Below are 18,331 nucleotides of genomic sequence, written 5' to 3'. Positions count from 1 at the left end.
GCTCCATTCCTCGCCCCCACCCTTGTGGGTCTCACCCTAGACGCCCGTCTGGCGGGGTGCAAAAGCGCCGATCTCCCCAAAGCGCGGGGTGGAGGCCGGGCCGGCGGTCAGCGCGCCGCGGCCTCGGCGCTGAGTCGTGCGACCAGCTCGGGGCCGTTCGTCACTCCCAGGCCGGGAAGCAGCATCAGCCAGTAGCGCTCGACGCGTTCGTGGATGTCCTGCGCGAGGGTGATGCGGTGGGCGACCTCTTGAATGCCGATGAAGGCCTCCACCAGGACCTCGGCTGCGACATCCAGATCGACGTCGGCCCCGATCTGCCCCAGCTGGTGCGCCTCTTCGAGCATGGTGCGCGTCATCTTGATCCACCACTCGAAAGGCGGCGGAAGCTCGACGTCGTGGAGTCCGGCGTCGTGCTGCAGGCGCATTCCGGCGCGCACCAGAACGTCGTCACGGAAGCGGGCGGCGACGGCGAAGGAGAGGATGATCGTCGCGTCGAGGCCCGTGTAGCCGTCCTCGCGGATGGCCGCGTTCACCCCGTCCCACTGCAGGAAGTGGTACTGCGCGACCTCGTGGGCGAGCGCGCCCTTTGACGAGAAGTGGTAGCTCATCGCACCCTTGGTGCGGTTCAGGCGCGCGGCGATGCTCGAGAGGGACGCGGCTGCATAGCCGACCTCGTCGAACTCGGCGGCTGCGGCCCTGACGATCTCGTCCCGGCGGGCGGTGGCGCGCTCCTGTTGGGTCATCGTGCCCAGCCTAGGCGACACAAGGCCCGGTTCGGTGTTGCGCCATTGCTACGCTTCGGTCATGGGAGTGGCTGACGGCGAATGCGCTGTCGTCATCGAGGACGACGACGGCATCAGAGAGCTCATCCAGGCCGTGCTCGAGCAGATCGGTCTGAGGGTGTTCGCTGCCTCGAGCGGGGTGGACGGCGTCGCGCGGGTCAGCGAGTGCCGCCCGGTGCTCGTCACGATCGACGTCAACATGCCGGGGATCGACGGGTTCGAGACGGCGAAGCGCATCAGAGAGATCAGCGCGGCCTACATCATCATGCTGACGGCGCGAGACGAAGAGATCGATGCGCTGCAGGGGCTCAGCTCGGGCGCCGACGACTACGTCCTGAAGCCGTTCCGCCCGCGCGAGCTGCGTGCGCGCGCCGAGGCGATGCTGCGCCGGCCGCGTGTTCTCGAGCACCGTCAGCCGGGTGAGGGGGATGCCCCGGGCCAGACCCCCGCGGCGGCGGGCGCCCCCGCCGAGGCGACCGCGACGACGCCGAATCGCACGCTCCTGTCGCACAACGGCGTCGTGCTCGACCCCAGCGAGCGCACCGTGAAGCGCGACGGCCGCGAGTTCGACCTGACCTTCAGCGAGTTCGAGCTGCTGCAGGCGCTGCTGCGCTCTGGCCGCACGGTGCGCAGCAAGGACGACCTCGCGCGGCTCCTGCGCGGCGACGACTACGTCGTCAATCCCTATGTCGGCGAGGCGGATCGACGCGGCGTCGAGGTGCACATCGGCAACCTCCGGAAGAAGCTCGCCGACAACGCGGCTTCGCCCTATCTCATCGAGACGGTGCGCGGCGTCGGCTATCGCCTGGCGGCACCGCGGGACTGACTTCGGGGCCAAAAGCTGCGAAAACCCCCTGTTCTCGGGGTGTGCGCGGGGCGATACCGGGCCTGCAGCGTGTGGAACAGCGTGCTGCGGCCAGGTAGCCTTGTTTCCGTCACACGGCACCGACCTGCGACGTGACTCGCCAGGGGTCCCGTGTGCCGAGAGTCCGCATTCGGGTTGAGGGCTTCTCGGAAATAGGGGGGAGGGGCGCCTTCAATCGGGTTGGAGGCGCCCCACACTCATATGCCGAGGATGGGGGGCTTGCCGCCGCGCGCAAGCAACTTCAGTCTGAAACCGGCGGTCACCGATTCGGCGCGGGGAAGCCTCAAGAGTTGCTCAGGTCGTCCGAAAGAGGAGGCACCGCATGGCGAAGTCATCCAGTCCCGTCACGGTCCTCGCCGCGACCGACGCCTGCGCGGACGCCGCGCGGGCTGCGCTGAGCGCGGCCGGCGTCGCCCCCGAGCGCGCGGTCGTCGAGCTCGGTGAGAAGCCCCATGAGCGCGGCCCGGTGATCTTCGTCGTTGAGGCGACCGCAGATGTGCCGACCGACGCGGTCGCCGGGGTAGACCGCGACTACGTGCTTCTCGACCGTGTCGCCGACGAGCTCGCGCTGCGGGTCGAGCTGCTGCGCAAGCGCAGCTCACGGCGGCGCACGCGGCGAGACGGCGCCGAGAGCCTGCGCGCCAGCACCATGCGGCTGACCTGGGCCGTGCACTCCGCCGAGACGCTCGACGAGCTCGCGCGCATCGCCACGACCGGCCCGCGCGAGGTGTTCGGCGCGCGCGAGGTGGTGCTCGTGATCCCGGCCGGCCCCGACGAGCACGATGAGCCGATTCCGAGCGTGACCTGGAGTGCGCGTGACGGGCGGATGCCGCATCTCGGTGACCTCGTCGCACCGCTGCTGCCCCCGGGGCGCAAGGAGCGCGGTGACCGCTGGGCCACTGCGCCTCTCACGAGCGACGCCCGCATCGCCAGCATGCCGCCAGACCGGCACCCCGAGCTGCTGGCCTGGCTCTACGGCGAGAGCGAGCAGCCCGGCCCCGTGAGCGTCGTCCCGGTCGACTGCGACGACGCCGTGACGGGCGCGCTCGTCGTGGCCGACCCGGCGACCACGTCGCGCCGGACGGCGTTCGAGCGCTCGTTGCTCGCATATCTCGGCGTGCAGGTCGGCCGTGCCGCGTCCGAGCTCTGGTTGCGCGACCGTGAGCTCTCCGCGCGCGAGCGCCTCGCCGAGACGACCAGCGAGCTGCAGCGACTGCTCGACGAGATGGACGAACTGGGAGTCGTCATCCGCTCGATCGCGGACGCCGTGAACGTCGGCGTCCTGTTCTACGACGTCGACAACCAGCCGAAGCTGCACAACCGCACGGTGTCCGACTTCCTCGCGCTCACCGGCTTCGACCCGGCTACCGGCCTCAGCAAGCACGTGTACGCCTCCGACCGGCGCACCCGCGTCAAGCAGGACAAGAACATCATCTCCGAGACGATCGAGGGCGACCAGCGCGGGCTCATCTACTGGATCGGCGACCCGGAGGGCGAGCAGCGCGCGATCGTGACCGAGGCGCACAGCATCTCGCGCCCCGGCGGCGAACGACTCGGCTCGGCGGTCGTGACCTACGACGTCACCGACCTTGCGAATGCGATTGAGATCCGCGAGGAGTACCTCGCCACCGTCTCGCACGAGCTGCGCACGCCGCTGACCTCGATCGTCGGCTACCTCGACCTCATCGACGACGGCTACGACGTCGACGCGCTCGGCTTCGGCAAGGAGTTCCGCACCATCCAGCGCAGCGCTGAGCAGATGCTCGCGCTCATCCGCGACCTGCTGAGCACGAGCACGCACGACCTGGCGCTGCGGATCGAGCCGACGGATGTCTCGGCTCTGCTCGCCCAGTCGGTGTCGACGTTCCGCCCCACGCTCGCGGCGTCGCGTCAGCGTCTCGAGCTCAACACGCCGAGCGGCACCGTGCTCGCCCACGTCGACGGCGGCCGGGTGAGGCAGGTCGTCGACAACCTCATCTCGAACGCGGTCAAGTACTCACCCGAGAGCGGGGTCATCACGGTCACGCTCGAGCGGGACGAGGAATCCGTGGTCATCGCGGTCGCCGACCGCGGTCGCGGCATCAGCAAGACCGATCAGATCCGCCTGTTCGACCGTTTCTTCCGCACGCGCGAGGCGCGCGAGGCCGCGATCCAGGGCGTGGGCATCGGGCTCACCATCGTCAAGACGATCGTCGATGCCCACGGCGGCACGATCACCGTGTCGAGCGAGCCGGGCAAAGGGTCGACGTTCACGGTCAGACTCCCGCTGCGGCCCGACGCCACGCCCCTTGCCACACTGCCGATGCAACCCTGATTGGGGTGGTTGTGATCGTGGCTGAATCCGTGACCTGAGACTCGGCTCATGATTACTGTTGAAACACCTCGCCGACCGAACCCGAAACGGTCACATGGTCGCGCAGCCCGCCTTCCCAGCCACGCTGCGCTCGATGCCACTTGCGAGCCGGTTTTTCCCAGCTGAAGGTTCGTGACTTGGTTCTCATCGATCGAAGTGCCGCACATCGCTCCACACGGTCCGAGTCGCTCGTCTGGGCCATCGAAGCCGTCTCCGAGCAGACGTGGCGCGCCGACGTCGAGATCCCGCGCAGCCACTGGCTGTGCCACCCGACCCCGGGTCGCGTCCCGGTGACACTGCTCGCCGAGGCGTTCCGGCAGGCCGGCCTCGCCATCTGCGTCGCGGGGCTCGGCATGGGGCAGTCGGTGCACTTCATCGTCTCGAGCATGACGGTGCGCGTCGAGCCGGAGTCTCTGCGGTTCCCGCGCTTCGGTGCGCTCGAGGGCACCCTCGAGGTCGACTTCGCGCGCGTGCAGTACCGGAAGGGAGTGCCGCATGTGCTCGACGTCGACTATCGCCTGCCGGGCATCGCCTCGGGCACGGTGAGCGCGCGCGTCCTGGTCGACAGCGACTATCGGGCCATCCGGCGCAACGCCGTCGCGCTCGACGATGTCGTTCGCGAGTTCCACGGCGACCTCATCGAGCAGGTGCGCCGTGACGAGGGCCGGCTGATCGCCCGCCTCGGAATCGACGAATCCGACCCGTTCTTCTTCGACCACCCCGTCGACCATCTGCCGGGCATGCTGCTGCTGCACTCGGCGGCCGTCGTGCACGAGCGCGAGCACGGCACCCCGCCGCGCTTCCTCACCGTCTCGTTCCCGGCATTCGGCGAGCTGCGCTCCGAGACGCTGATCGATGCGGTCGTCACACCCACGGGCGTCGACGCCGCCTTCATGCAGGGCAGCCGGCTGATCGCATCGGCCGTCACGGATTCCGACGCCGCAGCGTTCCCCGAAACGAAAGAACCGGGCCCGGCCGCTTCGAAGATCTCGATTGCGGACGGGCCCGGTGCCGACCCGGGACGTTCCGACCAACATCCCGTGCCGGGGCCGTGATTCCATTCGGGTTGGACACGCGCCTCTTCAGGGTTGAGGGCTGATCGCGTTGCAGGCGCGACCAGAACCCATCTTGCCGAGCGACCCGGGTGGGGCACCGCGGGAGAACCTCAAGATCGGCTCAAGTTTGCCGCAGCCGCCTATCGCGGCCGGTCGTGCGGGGCGCGGCGCGCCTCTCCGCGGCCGATCGACGCGTCCGTGCGCCGGGATTTTGCGCGTTCATAACGGCTGAATAACGCACTTTTGCGTCAACGCGATTGACGCTCTTACCGTGGCGTCAATCGATTGAAGTCAAACGATTGACGGTTGGGCAAAGGAGCGCAGGATGCTGACGATGAGAGACATCGCCGCGCACGTCGGCGTCTCCGTCTCGAGCGTCAGCCTCGTGCTCAGCGGCCGTGGCGAAGGGCGCGTCAACGCGCGGGTCGCAGACCGCATCAAGGCCGTCGCCGACGAGCTCGGCTACGTGCCCAATCAGCTGGCGCGCTCGCTGAAGACGAAGCAGAGCCGCACCATCGGGGTCGTCTCAGACCGGGTGGCGACCGTCCCGTTCTCGGCGCACATGCTCGCCGGCGCGCAGCAGGCCGCGTGGGAGGCCGGCTTCATGCTGATGCTGATCGACACCTACGGGAACGACGAGGTGCAGACGCCCGCGGTTCAGTCCCTGCTGCAGCGGAATATCGAGGCGCTCGTCGTCGCGACGAACTTCCACAAGGTGGTCGAGCTGCCGCTCGTGCCGCCGACCATGCCGGTTGTCGTCCTCGACGGGCGGCCGAGCAGCCCGGATGCCCACGCGACCGTCGACTACGTCGTCCCCGACGAGGAGCTCGGCGCATACACGTCTACTCGCATGCTCATCGATGCCGGGCATACCCGCATCGGATTCTGCAACGTGCGCGCGTACCCGATCGCCTCTCAGCTTCGCGAGCGCGGCTATGAGCGGGCGCTCGAAGATGCAGGCATCCCACGCGATCCGTCGCTCACGGTCGTCGCCGAGGACGCGGCAACGCACTTCGCGGTCGAGCCCGCCCGGCGGCTGCTCGACCGGCCCGACCGGCCCACGGCCGTCTTCGCCTTCAGCGACCAGACGGCCATGGCGTTCTACCACGTCGCTCGGCACCTCGGCCTCGACATCCCCCATGCGCTCTCGATCGCCGGCTTCGACAACCAGGAGTTCGTCGCCGACGCCCTCGATCCCGGCCTCAGCACGGTGCAGCTGCCTCACCGCGAGATGGGCGAGTGGGCGATACGCCGCGCCGTCGGCCGCCTCGACGGGTCGCTCGACGGCGCCGAACGAGAGGGCTATCTGATGCCGTGCGCCCCGATCGTGCGGCAATCGATCGGACCGCCGCCGACCGACTGAGCTCATGCGGCGCCCGCGCCGCCACCTCTTCACGCCGCCGACTTCGCGTCTGCGGTGGCGCGAGCATGCCCGCGCGCCCGAATCCTCACCTCTTCACCCCCCCGATGCAAAGGAGCAACGCAATGACAACGATCCGAACCGCGCGAAGCCCGCGCGGACGAACCCGCGCACGGCTCGCCGCCGTGGCGGCCGTGGTGGCGGTCGCCGCGGCCGCGCTGACCGGCTGCAGCAGCGCCTCAGGCGACGACGCAGGCAAGACCTTCACGATCCTGCAGTACGAGGACCCCAAGACCGCGCAGGGTCAGGGGTGGCAGCTCGCGCTCGAGATCTTCAAGAAGAAGCATCCCGACGTCAAAGTCGACTTCCAGACGACGAGCTTCGACGCGATGCGCAAGAACGCGAAGCTGACGCTCGGCGGCAACAAGGTGCCCGACGTCGTCGAGTTCAACAAGGGCAATGCGGACGGCGGCCAGCTGGCCAGCCAGGGGCTGCTCGAGCCGCTGAACGACGCGGTGAAGAAGTACGGCTGGGACAAGAAGGTGACCGGCAGCATGCAGTCGTTCGCCAAGTACGACGAACAGGGCAAGGCCGGCTCGGGCGACTGGTACGGAATCCCGAACTTCGGCGAGTACGTGACCTTCTACTACAACAAGGACCTCTTCGAGAAGGCGGGGATCACGGCCGCGCCGACGACGATGGCGGAGTTCGTGAGCGCGATGCAGAAGCTCAAGGATGCCGGCATCACGCCGGTGTCCTCGTCCGCCTCGACGAACCAGGGCTTCAATCAGATGTGGGTCTGGTACTCGCTCGTCTCGGCCTATGCGAGCCGTGAGCAGATCGACGACTTCATGTTCCTGAAGGGCAAGGTCGATTTCTCGGCCGACCCGTGGAAGAAGGCCACAGAGCAGTTCCAGAACTGGATCGACAAGGGGTATCTCGGCACCGATCTCGCCGGGCTCACCTATGAGCAGGCCAACGTCAACTTCCTGAGCGGCAAGACCGGAATGCTCATCTGGAACAACGGCGTGTTCCCCCGGGTCAAGGACCAGCACGACTTCTCGTGGGGCTACTTCACGCTGCCCGGCGCGAAGATGTCGATGGGGTCGTCGGGTCACCTGTGGGGTGTGCCGGCGAAGGCGCCGAACAAAGAGCTGGCGTACGACTGGATCAACACGACCCTGAGCCCCGAGGTCCAGAACAAGATCGGCGAGCTCGGCGGCCTGCCGCTCGCCGGTGACTCGTCCACGATCACCGACACGGTGACGCGGGCGTACACGCAGCGGTTCGACCAGATCGTCGCGGCCGACACGCTCTCGTTCTATCCCGACTACCCCGTCCCCGGCTTCCTCGACTTCATCCAGTCGAACATGGCCGCCATGTCGAACAAGAACGAGACGGCGGCGCAATACCTCGCCAAGCTGCAGAAGTTCTACGACGACGGCAAGAAGGCGACCGACGAGGGCTGACGCCACGGTGCGGAAGCCGCCGCGCGCGGCTTCCGCACCTCAGCCGACAGGACGGATCGGAAGGCCAGGCAGTGAGTAGAGCAGCAGTGACAACCCCGGAATCGGCGCTGGTCGCCGACCATCTTGCAGCCAGAGAGCGACGCCGCTCGCGCAGCCGGCGCACCGCGCGCGCGGGCTACTGGCTGTATCTCGTTCCGATGATCGCGGGGACCCTTGCGATCGTCTTGATCCCCTTCGCGATGAACGTGTACATCAGCCTGTTCCGCTGGAAGGGCGGGATGGCTCCGATGCGCTGGAACGGTCTGCAGAACTATGTGGATCTCTTCGGCGATGAGCTCTTCTGGCTCGCGTTCAAGAACACGATCTTCATGATCCTCGGCATCGTCGTGGTGCCGACGGTGATCGGGCTTCTGCTGGCGGCGATGCTCTTCGACTACATCGGTCGGGAGTTCGGCGCCAGAGCGGCCGCCTTCCTGCGGGCCACCTATTACCTGCCCCAGATCCTTCCGATCGCCGTGGCCGGTTTCATCTGGAGCTGGGTTCTCGCGACCCAGGACGGCCTGCTCAACGGAGTCATCGAGGCGCTCGGCGTCCGGCAGCCGCCGGACTGGCTCGGCGACCCCGATATCGCCATCTACGCCGTCGTGCTGATGCTGATCTGGCTGCAGATCGGCTACCCGGTCGTGATCTTCATGGCGGCCCTGCAGCGGGTCGACCCCGAGCTGCACGAGGCCGCGGCGCTCGACGGCGCGGGGTGGTGGCGGCGATTCGCGGCGATCACCATTCCCCAGATCCGACCAGAGGTCTTCGTCGTGGTGATCACCGCCACGGTCGGTGCGCTCAAGGTGTTCGCGCCCGTGCTCATCCTCACCGGCGGTGGCCCGGAGGGGTCGACCGTGGTGCCGTCCTATTACTCGTACCGCAACTTCTTCGAGCTCTCGAAGGTCGGTTACGGGTCGGCGATCGCCACCGCCATGTCCATCGTCATCTTCCTCGTCGCCGGCGTCATGCTCTGGCTGCAGCGACGGGATGGAAGAGAGGAAACCGCAGCATGACAGCATCCACCGCACTCATGCCCGCTGCCCGCGCGCGTCGCTCGCGCCCCCTGCGCTGGCTCGTTCTCGCGCTCGCGATCCTGATCGCACTGGTCATGCTCTCGCCGCTCCTCCTGCTGGTGCTCAACGCCTTCAAGACGGGGACGGACTACTCGACTCACGGCCCGCTCGCGCTGCCGACGTCGTGGAGCCTGCAGTCGTTCCGGGACTATCTCGATCGCGTCGACTTCCTGCGCGCCCTGTGGAACTCGGTCGTCATCGCGGGGCTCGTCGCGGTGTTCGGCAGCCTCGTGTCGCTGCTGAGCGCTTACGCGATCGGCGTCGGACGGATCCGGGGCGGAACGGCGATGCTCGCCGTCTTCCTCCTTGCGACGATGCTTCCGCAGGAAGCTCTGATCTACCCGCTCTTCTACGGCGCCCAGGCGACCGGGCTGTTCAACTCCGTGTGGAGCGTGATCATCGTCTTCACGGTTCTGCAGGCGGCGTTCGGCACGTATCTGCTGTCGAGCGTGATGTCGACGCTGCCACCGTCGCTTCTCGAGGCCGCGGCCCTCGACGGTGCCGGGCGGTGGCGCATCCTGTGGTCCGTCGTCTACCCCGTGATGCGTCCGACGCTGTCGGTGCTGATGGTGTTCTTCTTCGTCTGGACCTGGAACGAGTTCTACATCCCGCTCATCCTGCTGTCGGACCAGTCCGTTCAGACGATCCCCATCGCCTTGGCCACCCTGCAGGGGCAGAACTCGATCGACGTGACCTCGCTCAACGCGGGCTCGCTGCTGTCGCTGCTGCCGACGCTCGTCTTCTTCATCATCTTCCAGCGCACCCTGAGTCGCGGCGTGACCGTCGGCTCAGTGAAATAGCGCGCCTCTCACCACCCATTCGCCGACCTCGAGGAGAACCTTGCTTTCCCATCTGTCCGACCTGCGCGCGCCCGCGGGCGTGAGCTCCCGCTCGATCAATGCCGAGAACCTGACCGGGGAACCCGGTAAGGCCGCCGCCGCGAGCTCCCATCTCGGTGCCGGGCGAAAAGGCAGCGCGTATCTGCCCCTTCCCGCCGGCGGGGAGCTCACGCTGGCCGACATCGAGGGGCCGGGCGTGGTGCGCCACATCTGGATCACCGTTCCCGATCGGACCGACGGCGGCCCGTTCGTGCTGCGCGATCTGGTGCTGCGGATGTATTGGGACGACGAGACTGTTCCATCGGTCGAAGCACCGCTCGGCGACTTCTTCTGCAATGGGTTCGGCACTCGGGCTCTGGTGACGTCCGAGCCCATCGTTGTGGCGCCCACGGGGGGCATGAACTCGTACATCCCGATGCCGTTCCGGCGCCGCGCCCGCATCGTGCTGAGCAGTGAGCACGCCGCCGATGTGGACCACGTGTTCTTCCAGGTCGACTACACGGTCGGCGACGACGTGCCTGAGGGCACGGCGTACTTCCACGCGCAGTGGCGCCGCTCGAACGCGACGACCCGGCTCGGCGAAGACCACGTGATCCTCGACGGCGTCGAGGGAAGCGGCCGCTACCTCGGCACCTACATCGGTCTCGCGTCTCTCTCGCGATATTGGTGGGGCGAGGGCGAGGTCAAGTTCTTCCTCGACGGCGACACCGAGCTGCCGACGCTGTGCAGCACGGGCCTTGAGGACTACGCCGGGGGAGCGTGGGCGTTCCAGGACGAGCTGCGCCACGACCCGGAGCCGGTGCCGATCACGTTCAGCGCCCCCTATTGCGGCTACCCGTTCTTCAGCGACCGCGATGACACGCGCGCCGGCACGTTCATCCAGTCGACCGCGCCCATGCACGCCGTCTATCGCTGGCACCTTCCGGACCCGATCTGGTTCGAGCGGGAGCTTCGGGTCACGGTTCAGCAGATCGGCGTGTGGGACAAGGGCCTCTTCGAGCGCTCCGACGACATCTTCTCGGTCGCCTACTGGTACCAGACGGAGCCGCACACCGCGTTCCCGGCGCTGGCCGACGTGCAGGGGCGCACGCCCCGCTGAGCGGCCGAGCCGCGCACCTTCCGTGAGGTGCGGGGGCCGATGCCGCGCGGGGCGCACTAGTCTGCGGCCATGACCAGCGAAGCCGCGAGCGGCCGCCCCCGCGCGGTGCGGTGGGCGGTGCGCATCGGGCTGCTGGTGCTCGCGGCGCTTTTCGTCATCGCGGTGGTCCGCACGATGCACGACCTGAACCTCGGGTCGATCGTGGCGGCGCTCGGTCGGCTGCGCTGGTGGGAGATCGCCGCGCTCATCGCTGCGCTCGTCGTGCGGCAGCTGCTCAGCGCGGTGCCGCTGACCATCTACATCCCCGGCGTCTCCCTCGGGCGCGCCGTCGTCACCGACCTCACGGCACTGACGACCGCCGCGTTCGCGTCCGCCCCGGGGAAGATCGCGGCGCGCGTTGCGATCTTCAGCTCCGGCGGCACGCCGACGGGTCCGGCGCTCGCCGGCTCGGTGCTGAACACGCTGACGATGTTCGTGGCCCGGTTCGGCGTTCCGCTCTTCGGGTTCCTGCTCGTCGCCATCACCGGGGCATACCGCCCCCTGCAGCTCGTCGACCTCGTCAGCCTGGTGTTCGCGGCGGCGCTCGTGGTCGGCATGCTGATGGTGGCGAGCGCCCGGCCCACCGCCGTCCGGCTCGGCGGGTGGGCGGGCAGGCTCGCGCAGCGCTTCCGGGCTCGCGTCGACCCCACCCGATGGGCGGAATCCTTCGGCCGGTTCCAGCAGGACATGGCCGGCGACCTGCCGCGACGTCTACCGCGCGCAGCCGGAGTGCTGGCGGTCATGCTGCTGTCGGAGCTCGCGCTGCTGCTGCTCGCGTTCCGCTTCGTCGGAGTCGCACCGTCGGACGCGAGCACGCTCGCGATCGCGACCATCTTCTTCTTCGCCTATCCGCTCACGATGTTCCCGCTGCAAGGCGCCGGGGTCGTCGACGTCGCGATCCTGCTGAGCCTGTTCGGCACCGGTGGCGGCAGCGCCGTCGACGCGGCGACCGCCGGCCTGCTGATCTGGCGCGCGCTCACCGTCGTGGGCCCGTATGCACTGGCGGGGGTCGCCGTCGGAATCTGGCGCGCCGTCACCCGAGGGAGGCGGCGGACCTCGCGCTGACCGGGGAAGCCCGGCGGCTGGCGCAGGGTCAAATAGAGGGTTAAATCGGCCGGCGGCGAGCGATGGGTAGACAACCCGGTCTATAGCGTTGTCGGTGGTAGCGATCCCGCCCGACGGATCCCGAACCGGTGCCGAGGCACCGAGGCGTCGTCCGGGCTGAGCGCCACTGCGTGCCGTCGCGGGCGCGCCCGCTCCCTCAACCCCACCCGATCGAAGGGCCCGCCCGCGACGTCCGCAATTCTGCGAGCGGCGGCAGCCTCAGCTGTTGTCGAGAAGCCGGTGCTCGTGGGCCAGCGCGAGGGCCCTGGCGCGCGAGCTCGCGCCGAGCTTCAGGTACAGCGTGCGCAGCTGGCTCTTGATCGTGTTCTGGCTGAGGAAGCTCGCATCGGCCATCTCGCGAACGGTGCGGCCGTCGGCGAGCTGGCGGAGCACCTCTCGCTCGCGAGCCGTCAGGAAGATGACGTCGACGGACGCGGGGAAGACCTCGGGGAGTCCTCCGATCTCCGCCTCGAGGCGCTCGCCCAGGCCGTGTGCCGCCGCGAGCTGCCGCAGCTCGGCCCGCGGGGCGGCCGCGAGCCCCAGCCGGGCGCCGGATGCCGCGGCGCTCGCGAGCGCGTCGGCGAGCGTGCGGGCTGCGGCATGCGCCTCGCCCAGCCGAGCCTGCGCGATGGCCCTCAGCGCCTGCAGTTGCGTCTGATCGCGCGCGATGATCGTGGGCGCGCTCAGCGCCGCCGTCGCGATGCGCACGACCTCGTCGTTTCCGCCGCTCAGCAGGGCGAGCAGAGCGCGCGGCGCGAGCAGCCGGGGGTGATCGGATGCCGCGAGCAGCGCATGCGCGCGAGTGCCGTTTCCCAGCGCGAGCTGCAGCTCGACCTCGACGGAATCGACGAGCGGCCCAAGGGTCGAGCCCGGCTCGAGCCACCGCTGCAGGCGTTCGCGCTCGCGAGCGAGCTCTCGCAGGCGCAGCTGCCGGTCGCCCCAGACAAGGTCGAAACGCGCCTGCGCGTAGACGTAGGCCGTCTCCCAGACATACTCGTTCGGGGTGCGCGTCTCCAAGAGGCCGAGCAGCCGCCTGGCCTCGTCTCGCTCTCCGCTCTCGATCGCCGCGAGGGCGCCGGCGAGCGCGCGCTGCGCGCGCAGCGCGCCGACGGGCCATACTTCGACGTCGTCGTCACCGCTGCGCCCGAGCCAGTCCTCGACCTGCCGGGTGTCACCGGCCAGCGAGTATGCCACCGCGGTCTTGACCGCCGCATTGGGGGCGGACGGGTCGCCGGTAGCTCGCGGACTGAACCGATAGGTGCGCCGCAGCGTCTCGACCGCGCCGTCGTGATCGTCGGCGAACGTGCGCGTGATTCCGACGTGAAGCATCGCGTGCAGCGCACCGCTGGACAGGCCGATCCCCGGAACGCCGGCGATCGTGAGCCACGAATTCAGAGCGGCGTCGATGCTCTCGGCGAAGCGCTGCGCGAGCGGCAGCTCTCCGCGGGTGCGAAGGGCGATCATGACGGCCGTGGCGTCGGTGATCGCCCGATCCCAGGCAGGGATCGGAAGCGTGTCGATCAAGTGCGGCTCGCTCAGCCGCGATGCGCGGGCGGCCTCGAGAAGCAGGTCGTCGCCCACGCGCCAGCGCAGCATGAAGATGTCGCGTATGGCCACCGCGGCGATGCTGCTGCTGACGACCGACACCGGGGCGTCGCGCAGTGCCGTGCGGGTCTCCGCGTAGTTCTCGTACATGAGATGGGTCCAGTACTGCTCGACCGTGCGCACGACGGCGACCCAATCCTGGGCGAGGTGCGCGTGGGCGAGGGCCTCTGCAGCCTGGCCGCGGTCGAAGTGCCATGCCGAGGCGCGCTCGTGCACCCGGCGCAGGCCGGCGGGGTCGCGCTTCTCGAACTCCTGCCTCAGCGCGGCGCGGTGATTCGCGCGCCAGCGGTACACGGGTTCACCTTCTTCGCTCGAGGCGATCAGCATCGTCTCGGCGACGAGGCGCTCCAGCCGCTCGCCCGCGCGCTCGTCCCCCGTGATGGCGACTGCGAGCTCCTCAGTCAGACGGTCGGGAACAGCGCTGGCCAGGACGAAGTCGAGCCAGCTCGAATCCGAGAGCGCCTCGAGCATGGGGACGATGTCGTCGCGAAGGAAGCGCCGTGTGACGCGGACCAGTGCCTCATCGAGCCGCGATGCTTCGGCCGGCCGGGCGGCGAGCAGCGCGGCGAGCTCGTGCACCGGCTTCGGCCAGCCGGCGGCGCCGCGCTCGAGCTCGTCGAAGCCGCGCTCGCCGAGCTGCACGCCGAGGAGTCCGAAGAGCTGCCGCATTTCAGAGCCCTGGAACGCGAGCTCTCGGGCGGACACCGTCGACATCGGCAGCTCGAGCCGAAGCACGTCGGGGAATCGCCGCCCGTCGCGCACTGCCACGATCAGGCGCAGGTGCGGATTCCGCCGCAGCGCCGCGAGCAGTGCGGGCTCCGTTTCGTCGTCGTGGACCTCGTCGAAGTGGTCCCAGACCAGAACCGTGTCGTCAACCGCGCCCTGTGCGAGGCGATGGCGCCCGCCCGCGTCTGCTCCGTCGATCCAGACCAGCCGCTCCGAGTCGTGCCCCAGGCGGTGCACCCACTGCCGCAGCAGCACCGTCTTCCCGAACCCCGTCGGGGCGCGCACGACGGTGAGGCGGGTCCGCGCAGAGAGCAGTTCCCAGAGCCGAGGCCGGGGAAGCGAACCGGCCGGTGGCGCGGGAGCGGCCACGAACGGCGCACCGGGCGTGAACTCAGGGCGCGTCGCCTCTGGCTCGGAGTGCACCGTCACCTCGCGTCATCCTCGGCTGTTGTCGTGAAGCGCACAGCGCAACGTAACACTGAGAATCTATCGCGATCCGCTGCGACGCGGTGGCCTTCATGTCTTGTCGCCGCAGCCGATCGGCGGCGCCCAGGCGGGGCGGGGGATGAGGCAGAACGGATGCCCGACCGGGTCGGCGTAGACGTGGCCGCTGCCCTCGAGACGCGTCGCGCCGAGCGCTCGCACGAGTCCGTCCGCGACCTCGACGTCGTCGACCATCGCGTCGGCCGACCAGGCACGGAGCCTGAGGTAAATGCCGGGGGAGGCAGTTCAATTGCACCGGGCAAGCGTGATGCACCCAGGCGCCGCCCGAGGTGAGCGCTGACACCAGGAGGACAGGAAGGGATTCGAGACAACAGGGCTACGTGCTGAGGCAGCCCTCGTGACCAGGGGCGCCCGCCGTTATCAGGCCCTGTCTACTTGACGCTGTATTGCCGCAGCGCTGCGGCGAGCCGCGGCAGATGCGTGTCGATGACCTCGCGGACTGTTGCGACGTCAACACCGAAGTACTCGTGCACGAGGATGTTCCGGAAGCCGCGGATCTGGGGCCATGGAATCTCGGGATGCGCCTCGGTGACGTCAGCGGGCAGTGCGTTCGAGGCTTCGCCGATGACCTGCAGATTGCGCTCGATGGCGTCCTCGGCCATGTCGACGAGGGTCCGATCGCTGCTGCCGAGCGAACCGGCGTAGCGCTGGCACCTTGCGATCGCATCGAGGATGTCGGCGATCCGCTCGGGTGTAGTGCGGCTCACAAGTCCACCGCTTCGGCAAGTGCCGAGTCGGAGATCGGACGCTTGAGCAGCTGGGCAGGGAAGATGTCGATGTCGTCGCGCGCATAGAGCTGGCGCGTCTCTTCCATGAGGCCGGAAGCCCTCATCAAAAGATTGCCGTCAGCAGGATCCATCTCAACAAGGATGTCTATGTCGCTGCCCTCGTGGGCGTCCCCGCGGGCGACCGAGCCGAAGAGTTTGGGATTCTTCGCGTGGTATTTGGCCAACAGAGCCTCGAGTTCGCTGCGCCGCGCGTTGATGACCTCGCGCAAGGTGAGGCTCGGCGGCGTAGTGATCGGCATGTATCCAGCGTAAGCGCGCACATCGCGTCGGCGGTGGCTCCACCGCGCCTCAACGACATCAATGCCGAAGAACCGGTGTGCCACGCGACTGAGGACGGACTTGTGGTTGTCCGAGGTGGTGGCTCCGACGGGCGTCGATCCCGTGACCTCACGATTTTCAGTGAGTCCCCCGTCGGTTCCACGCTGTATTGATGAGCGCGGAAACGACTTGATCAGGAGTTTCTCTCGTTGGTGGTAGTTCGTCTCAGTTGCTTCTCGGACGGCTAATGGCCCGTTAATGGCCCAAGTTTCTTTGCAGGCGGTCGGCCCATGGATTGGCCGATATGTGAGTCACCGAGAGGCAAGCGCCGATAGCAGTTCACCGCTCTGCGTCAACTGGTGGTTCCCCATTCGTCCAGGTCGAGCGCGGCTTCAGCGGCCCATGCCTCCTGCGCTGCACCTGCCTCCGGTTGCGGTGTCTCTTGGCGGTTGACGGTGACCATGAGTCCGCGGCTCACAATGGCGTCGACGTTTCCGCCGCCTGCGAGGGGGAGGCGGATGACTCCAGCGCCACGGCGTAGTGCGGAGACGATCCGTTTCTCGAGCTTGCGCACGCTCGTGCCTGGCTTGAGCGTGAAGGCCGTCAGGCCAAGTGTCACCGTTAGTGTGTGCATGCCATCCCCTGTCGCGTCTCCTCCTTGGTACCCGGGCGGCCGACCTCGCATCGGCAGTTACGGGCGGTTGACATGCATCCCAAGAGGTGCATTCGTTGGTTGTCAGCGCAGCAGCCGGCTGGATCTCACCTCAGGTGGATCAGGGAGCGGTGGCGCCTCCAGCAGCCTGAAGGTAGTGCGCTGCCTCTTCTTCGTTCATCAGGAGCATTCCTCGGATTCCAGTCGAGGACCGCTCCAGTGCTTCCAGCCAGATGCGGCTCAGTTCCAGCGGCTTGCTGCCGGAGAACCGGAATTGCAGCGGAATCGCCGGCGAGAGCCAGATGCTGACTCTTCCGGAGCCGGCAGAGGCGGGCACGCTCCAGTTCAGCAGGAAGCTTTCGTTCCGTCGCAGCTTCGAAGTGATCGCGATCTTCACATGCGCCAGAGCACGATCCTCGATCTCGTAGCTCTCGGAACCTGCATAGACGAGCACCCCCATGGTTTCCCCTTTCGAGCCCCGCCACAGCAAACCGGCTTGAACAGAGTTTCGCATGTCAGCGGGCAACATGTCCCGGCCGGACACGCGCGCCGAATCGTCCTCCGCGAATGGCAGCGAGGCTCCTTCGAGCACACACGGTGCCGACTAGATCAGCTGATGAGGGTCGTGGTTTGTCGTGCGGTGATCATGGGGCATTCGAAGGGGTCTTGGTGTCCGAGGCCGACGTTGTCGATGTAGTCGGTGACGCTGCGGAAGGCTTCGCGTACACCGGTCTCGGTGTACGCGACGTCGCGTTCCTGGCAGAACGCCTGGACGAGTGGGGCGGCGTGGCGCAGCTGGGGGCGGGCCATGGAGGGGAAGAGGTGGTGTTCGATCTGGTAGTTGAGGCCGCCCATGGTGAATGAGGTGAGCTGTCCTCCGCGGATGTTGCGGCCGGTGAGGACTTGGCGGCGGAAGAAGTCGAGTTTCTGGTTCTTGGGCACGAGGGGCATGCCCATGTGGTTGATGGCGAACACGGCGCCGAGGTAGAAGCCGAACACGGCGAACTCGATGCCGAGGAACGTGCCGGCGCGTCCGGGTGAGAGCACGAGGAACGCGAGGCCGACGAAGCCGCCGAGTCGCAGCAGGATGAGCCCGATCTCCACCGGGCGGTGCGCGACGGTGCCGCGTCCGAAGACCCGCTGGAAGCTTTGGATGTGCAGGATCAGGCCCTGGAAGAACAGGAAGGGGAAGAATCCGACGCTCTGATGGTTCAGTGTCCACCGGGCGAGACGGCTGCGCTCGCGCAGCTGTGTGAGAGAGCTCGGGACGACGACGGGGATGTCGAGGTCGGGGTCGTAGCCGATCCGGTTCGGGTTGGCGTGGTGGCGGTTGTGCTTGTTGTTCCACCAGCCGACGCTCATGCCGACGAACAGGTTGCCGACGACGAGGCTGGCCCAGTTGTTCCACTGCCCGGACTGGAATATCTGACGGTGCGCGGCATCGTGGCCGAGGAACGCGGCTTGGGTGAACGCGACGGCGAAGACCGCGGCGAGCGGCATCTGCCACCAGGTGTCGCCGACGCGAATGAACAGCATGACCAGTGCGGCCAGCGCGATCGTGATCAGCCAGAACTTGGCCCAGTAGTAGACGCGCCGCCGCCGCAGCAGCCCGGCGGCGCGGATCTGCTCGGACAAGTCAGCGAAGTCCGTGCTCTGCCGAGGCCGCCGATCAGCCCCAGCGGTGTCGTGCACCGGCCGCCGAAGAGGCCCGACCTTCG

Annotated in this window: 17 protein-coding genes; 9 read left to right on the top strand and 8 right to left on the bottom strand. The window is 68.1% G+C overall.

Features of this window, described 5'->3' with window-relative positions; translation table 11 throughout:
* Positions 1–107: 107 nt before the first annotated feature.
* On the bottom strand, positions 108–743 hold the full coding sequence (locus ABD716_RS11160) for a ScbR family autoregulator-binding transcription factor (RefSeq protein WP_344776821.1): 636 nt from the start codon (positions 741–743) through the stop codon (positions 108–110).
* A gap of 61 nt (positions 744–804) precedes the next feature.
* Between ABD716_RS11160 and ABD716_RS11155 the strand changes: the two genes are divergently transcribed.
* From ABD716_RS11155 to ABD716_RS11115, 9 genes are all read left to right on the top strand, one after another.
* Positions 805–1,608: a response regulator transcription factor gene (locus tag ABD716_RS11155; RefSeq protein ID WP_344776819.1), complete on the top strand. Its 804-nt coding sequence runs from the start codon at positions 805–807 to the stop codon at positions 1,606–1,608.
* A gap of 361 nt (positions 1,609–1,969) precedes the next feature.
* Positions 1,970–3,961, top strand: coding sequence for a sensor histidine kinase (locus ABD716_RS11150; RefSeq protein WP_344776817.1), 1,992 nt, complete (start codon positions 1,970–1,972; stop codon positions 3,959–3,961).
* 176 nt (positions 3,962–4,137) lie between these two features.
* Positions 4,138–5,055: an AfsA-related hotdog domain-containing protein gene (locus ABD716_RS11145; RefSeq protein WP_344776814.1), complete on the top strand. Its 918-nt coding sequence runs from the start codon at positions 4,138–4,140 to the stop codon at positions 5,053–5,055.
* A 325-nt stretch (positions 5,056–5,380) separates the two neighbouring features.
* Positions 5,381–6,418 carry a LacI family DNA-binding transcriptional regulator gene (locus ABD716_RS11140; RefSeq protein ID WP_344776812.1) on the top strand — a complete coding sequence of 346 codons (1,038 nt, stop codon included), beginning with the start codon at positions 5,381–5,383 and terminating at the stop codon, positions 6,416–6,418.
* Between the two features lie 122 nt (positions 6,419–6,540).
* A complete protein-coding gene (locus tag ABD716_RS11135) occupies positions 6,541–7,884 on the top strand; it encodes an ABC transporter substrate-binding protein (protein ID WP_344776810.1) in 1,344 nt (447 codons plus the stop codon).
* A gap of 197 nt (positions 7,885–8,081) precedes the next feature.
* The gene (locus ABD716_RS11130; protein ID WP_425553449.1) at positions 8,082–8,939 is read left to right on the top strand and encodes a carbohydrate ABC transporter permease; all 858 of its coding nucleotides are present in this window, start codon (positions 8,082–8,084) and stop codon (positions 8,937–8,939) included.
* The gene (locus ABD716_RS11125; RefSeq protein ID WP_344776806.1) at positions 8,936–9,799 is read left to right on the top strand and encodes a carbohydrate ABC transporter permease; all 864 of its coding nucleotides are present in this window, start codon (positions 8,936–8,938) and stop codon (positions 9,797–9,799) included. Before ABD716_RS11130 ends, ABD716_RS11125 begins: the two co-directional genes overlap by 4 nt.
* 40 nt (positions 9,800–9,839) lie before the next feature.
* On the top strand, positions 9,840–10,937 hold the full coding sequence (locus ABD716_RS11120; RefSeq protein ID WP_344776804.1) for a glycoside hydrolase family 172 protein: 1,098 nt from the start codon (positions 9,840–9,842) through the stop codon (positions 10,935–10,937).
* A gap of 69 nt (positions 10,938–11,006) precedes the next feature.
* Positions 11,007–12,041, top strand: a complete 1,035-nt coding sequence (locus ABD716_RS11115) for a lysylphosphatidylglycerol synthase domain-containing protein (protein ID WP_344776802.1) — start codon at positions 11,007–11,009, stop codon at positions 12,039–12,041.
* Positions 12,042–12,299: 258 nt separating this feature from the next.
* Here ABD716_RS11115 and ABD716_RS11110 read toward each other — a convergent pair whose 3' ends face one another.
* From ABD716_RS11110 to ABD716_RS11080, 7 genes are all read right to left on the bottom strand, one after another.
* Positions 12,300–14,840 carry a winged helix-turn-helix domain-containing protein gene (locus tag ABD716_RS11110; RefSeq protein WP_344776800.1) on the bottom strand — a complete coding sequence of 847 codons (2,541 nt, stop codon included), beginning with the start codon at positions 14,838–14,840 and terminating at the stop codon, positions 12,300–12,302.
* A gap of 87 nt (positions 14,841–14,927) precedes the next feature.
* Complete coding sequence (locus ABD716_RS11105; protein ID WP_344776798.1) at positions 14,928–15,089, bottom strand: VOC family protein; 162 nt, start codon at positions 15,087–15,089, stop codon at positions 14,928–14,930.
* 197 nt (positions 15,090–15,286) lie between these two features.
* The gene (locus tag ABD716_RS11100) at positions 15,287–15,622 is read right to left on the bottom strand and encodes a HepT-like ribonuclease domain-containing protein (RefSeq protein ID WP_344776796.1); all 336 of its coding nucleotides are present in this window, start codon (positions 15,620–15,622) and stop codon (positions 15,287–15,289) included.
* A complete protein-coding gene (locus tag ABD716_RS11095) occupies positions 15,619–15,942 on the bottom strand; it encodes a nucleotidyltransferase family protein (RefSeq protein ID WP_344776794.1) in 324 nt (107 codons plus the stop codon). Before ABD716_RS11095 ends, ABD716_RS11100 begins: the two co-directional genes overlap by 4 nt.
* Positions 15,943–16,313: 371 nt before the next feature.
* Positions 16,314–16,595, bottom strand: coding sequence for a hypothetical protein (locus tag ABD716_RS11090; RefSeq protein ID WP_344776792.1), 282 nt, complete (start codon positions 16,593–16,595; stop codon positions 16,314–16,316).
* Positions 16,596–16,734: 139 nt separating this feature from the next.
* A complete protein-coding gene (locus tag ABD716_RS11085; RefSeq protein ID WP_344776790.1) occupies positions 16,735–17,073 on the bottom strand; it encodes a DUF7882 family protein in 339 nt (112 codons plus the stop codon).
* Between the two features lie 149 nt (positions 17,074–17,222).
* Positions 17,223–18,248, bottom strand: coding sequence for a fatty acid desaturase family protein (locus tag ABD716_RS11080; RefSeq protein WP_344776788.1), 1,026 nt, complete (start codon positions 18,246–18,248; stop codon positions 17,223–17,225).
* Positions 18,249–18,331 lie beyond the last annotated feature (83 nt).

This window comes from Gryllotalpicola kribbensis, from assembly GCF_039538245.1.
Classification (GTDB): domain Bacteria; phylum Actinomycetota; class Actinomycetes; order Actinomycetales; family Microbacteriaceae; genus Gryllotalpicola; species Gryllotalpicola kribbensis.
The sequence above is the reverse complement of the archived record's forward strand: the minus strand, read 5'-3'. Positions and strand labels throughout refer to the sequence as shown.

Bases quoted from the DNA above. Each gene is read 5' to 3' on its own strand.
- ABD716_RS11160 (WP_344776821.1), bottom strand. From the start codon at position 743: ATGACCCAACAGGAGCGCGCCACCGCCCGCCGGGACGAGATCGTCAGG.
- ABD716_RS11155 (WP_344776819.1), top strand. From the start codon at position 805: ATGGGAGTGGCTGACGGCGAATGCGCTGTCGTCATCGAGGACGACGAC.
- ABD716_RS11150 (WP_344776817.1), top strand. From the start codon at position 1,970: ATGGCGAAGTCATCCAGTCCCGTCACGGTCCTCGCCGCGACCGACGCC.
- ABD716_RS11140 (WP_344776812.1), top strand. From the start codon at position 5,381: ATGCTGACGATGAGAGACATCGCCGCGCACGTCGGCGTCTCCGTCTCG.
- ABD716_RS11135 (WP_344776810.1), top strand. From the start codon at position 6,541: ATGACAACGATCCGAACCGCGCGAAGCCCGCGCGGACGAACCCGCGCA.
- ABD716_RS11130 (WP_425553449.1), top strand. From the start codon at position 8,082: ATGATCGCGGGGACCCTTGCGATCGTCTTGATCCCCTTCGCGATGAAC.
- ABD716_RS11125 (WP_344776806.1), top strand. From the start codon at position 8,936: ATGACAGCATCCACCGCACTCATGCCCGCTGCCCGCGCGCGTCGCTCG.
- ABD716_RS11115 (WP_344776802.1), top strand. From the start codon at position 11,007: ATGACCAGCGAAGCCGCGAGCGGCCGCCCCCGCGCGGTGCGGTGGGCG.
- ABD716_RS11105 (WP_344776798.1), bottom strand. From the start codon at position 15,089: ATGGTCGACGACGTCGAGGTCGCGGACGGACTCGTGCGAGCGCTCGGC.
- ABD716_RS11095 (WP_344776794.1), bottom strand. From the start codon at position 15,942: ATGCCGATCACTACGCCGCCGAGCCTCACCTTGCGCGAGGTCATCAAC.
- ABD716_RS11090 (WP_344776792.1), bottom strand. From the start codon at position 16,595: ATGCACACACTAACGGTGACACTTGGCCTGACGGCCTTCACGCTCAAG.
- ABD716_RS11085 (WP_344776790.1), bottom strand. From the start codon at position 17,073: ATGGGGGTGCTCGTCTATGCAGGTTCCGAGAGCTACGAGATCGAGGAT.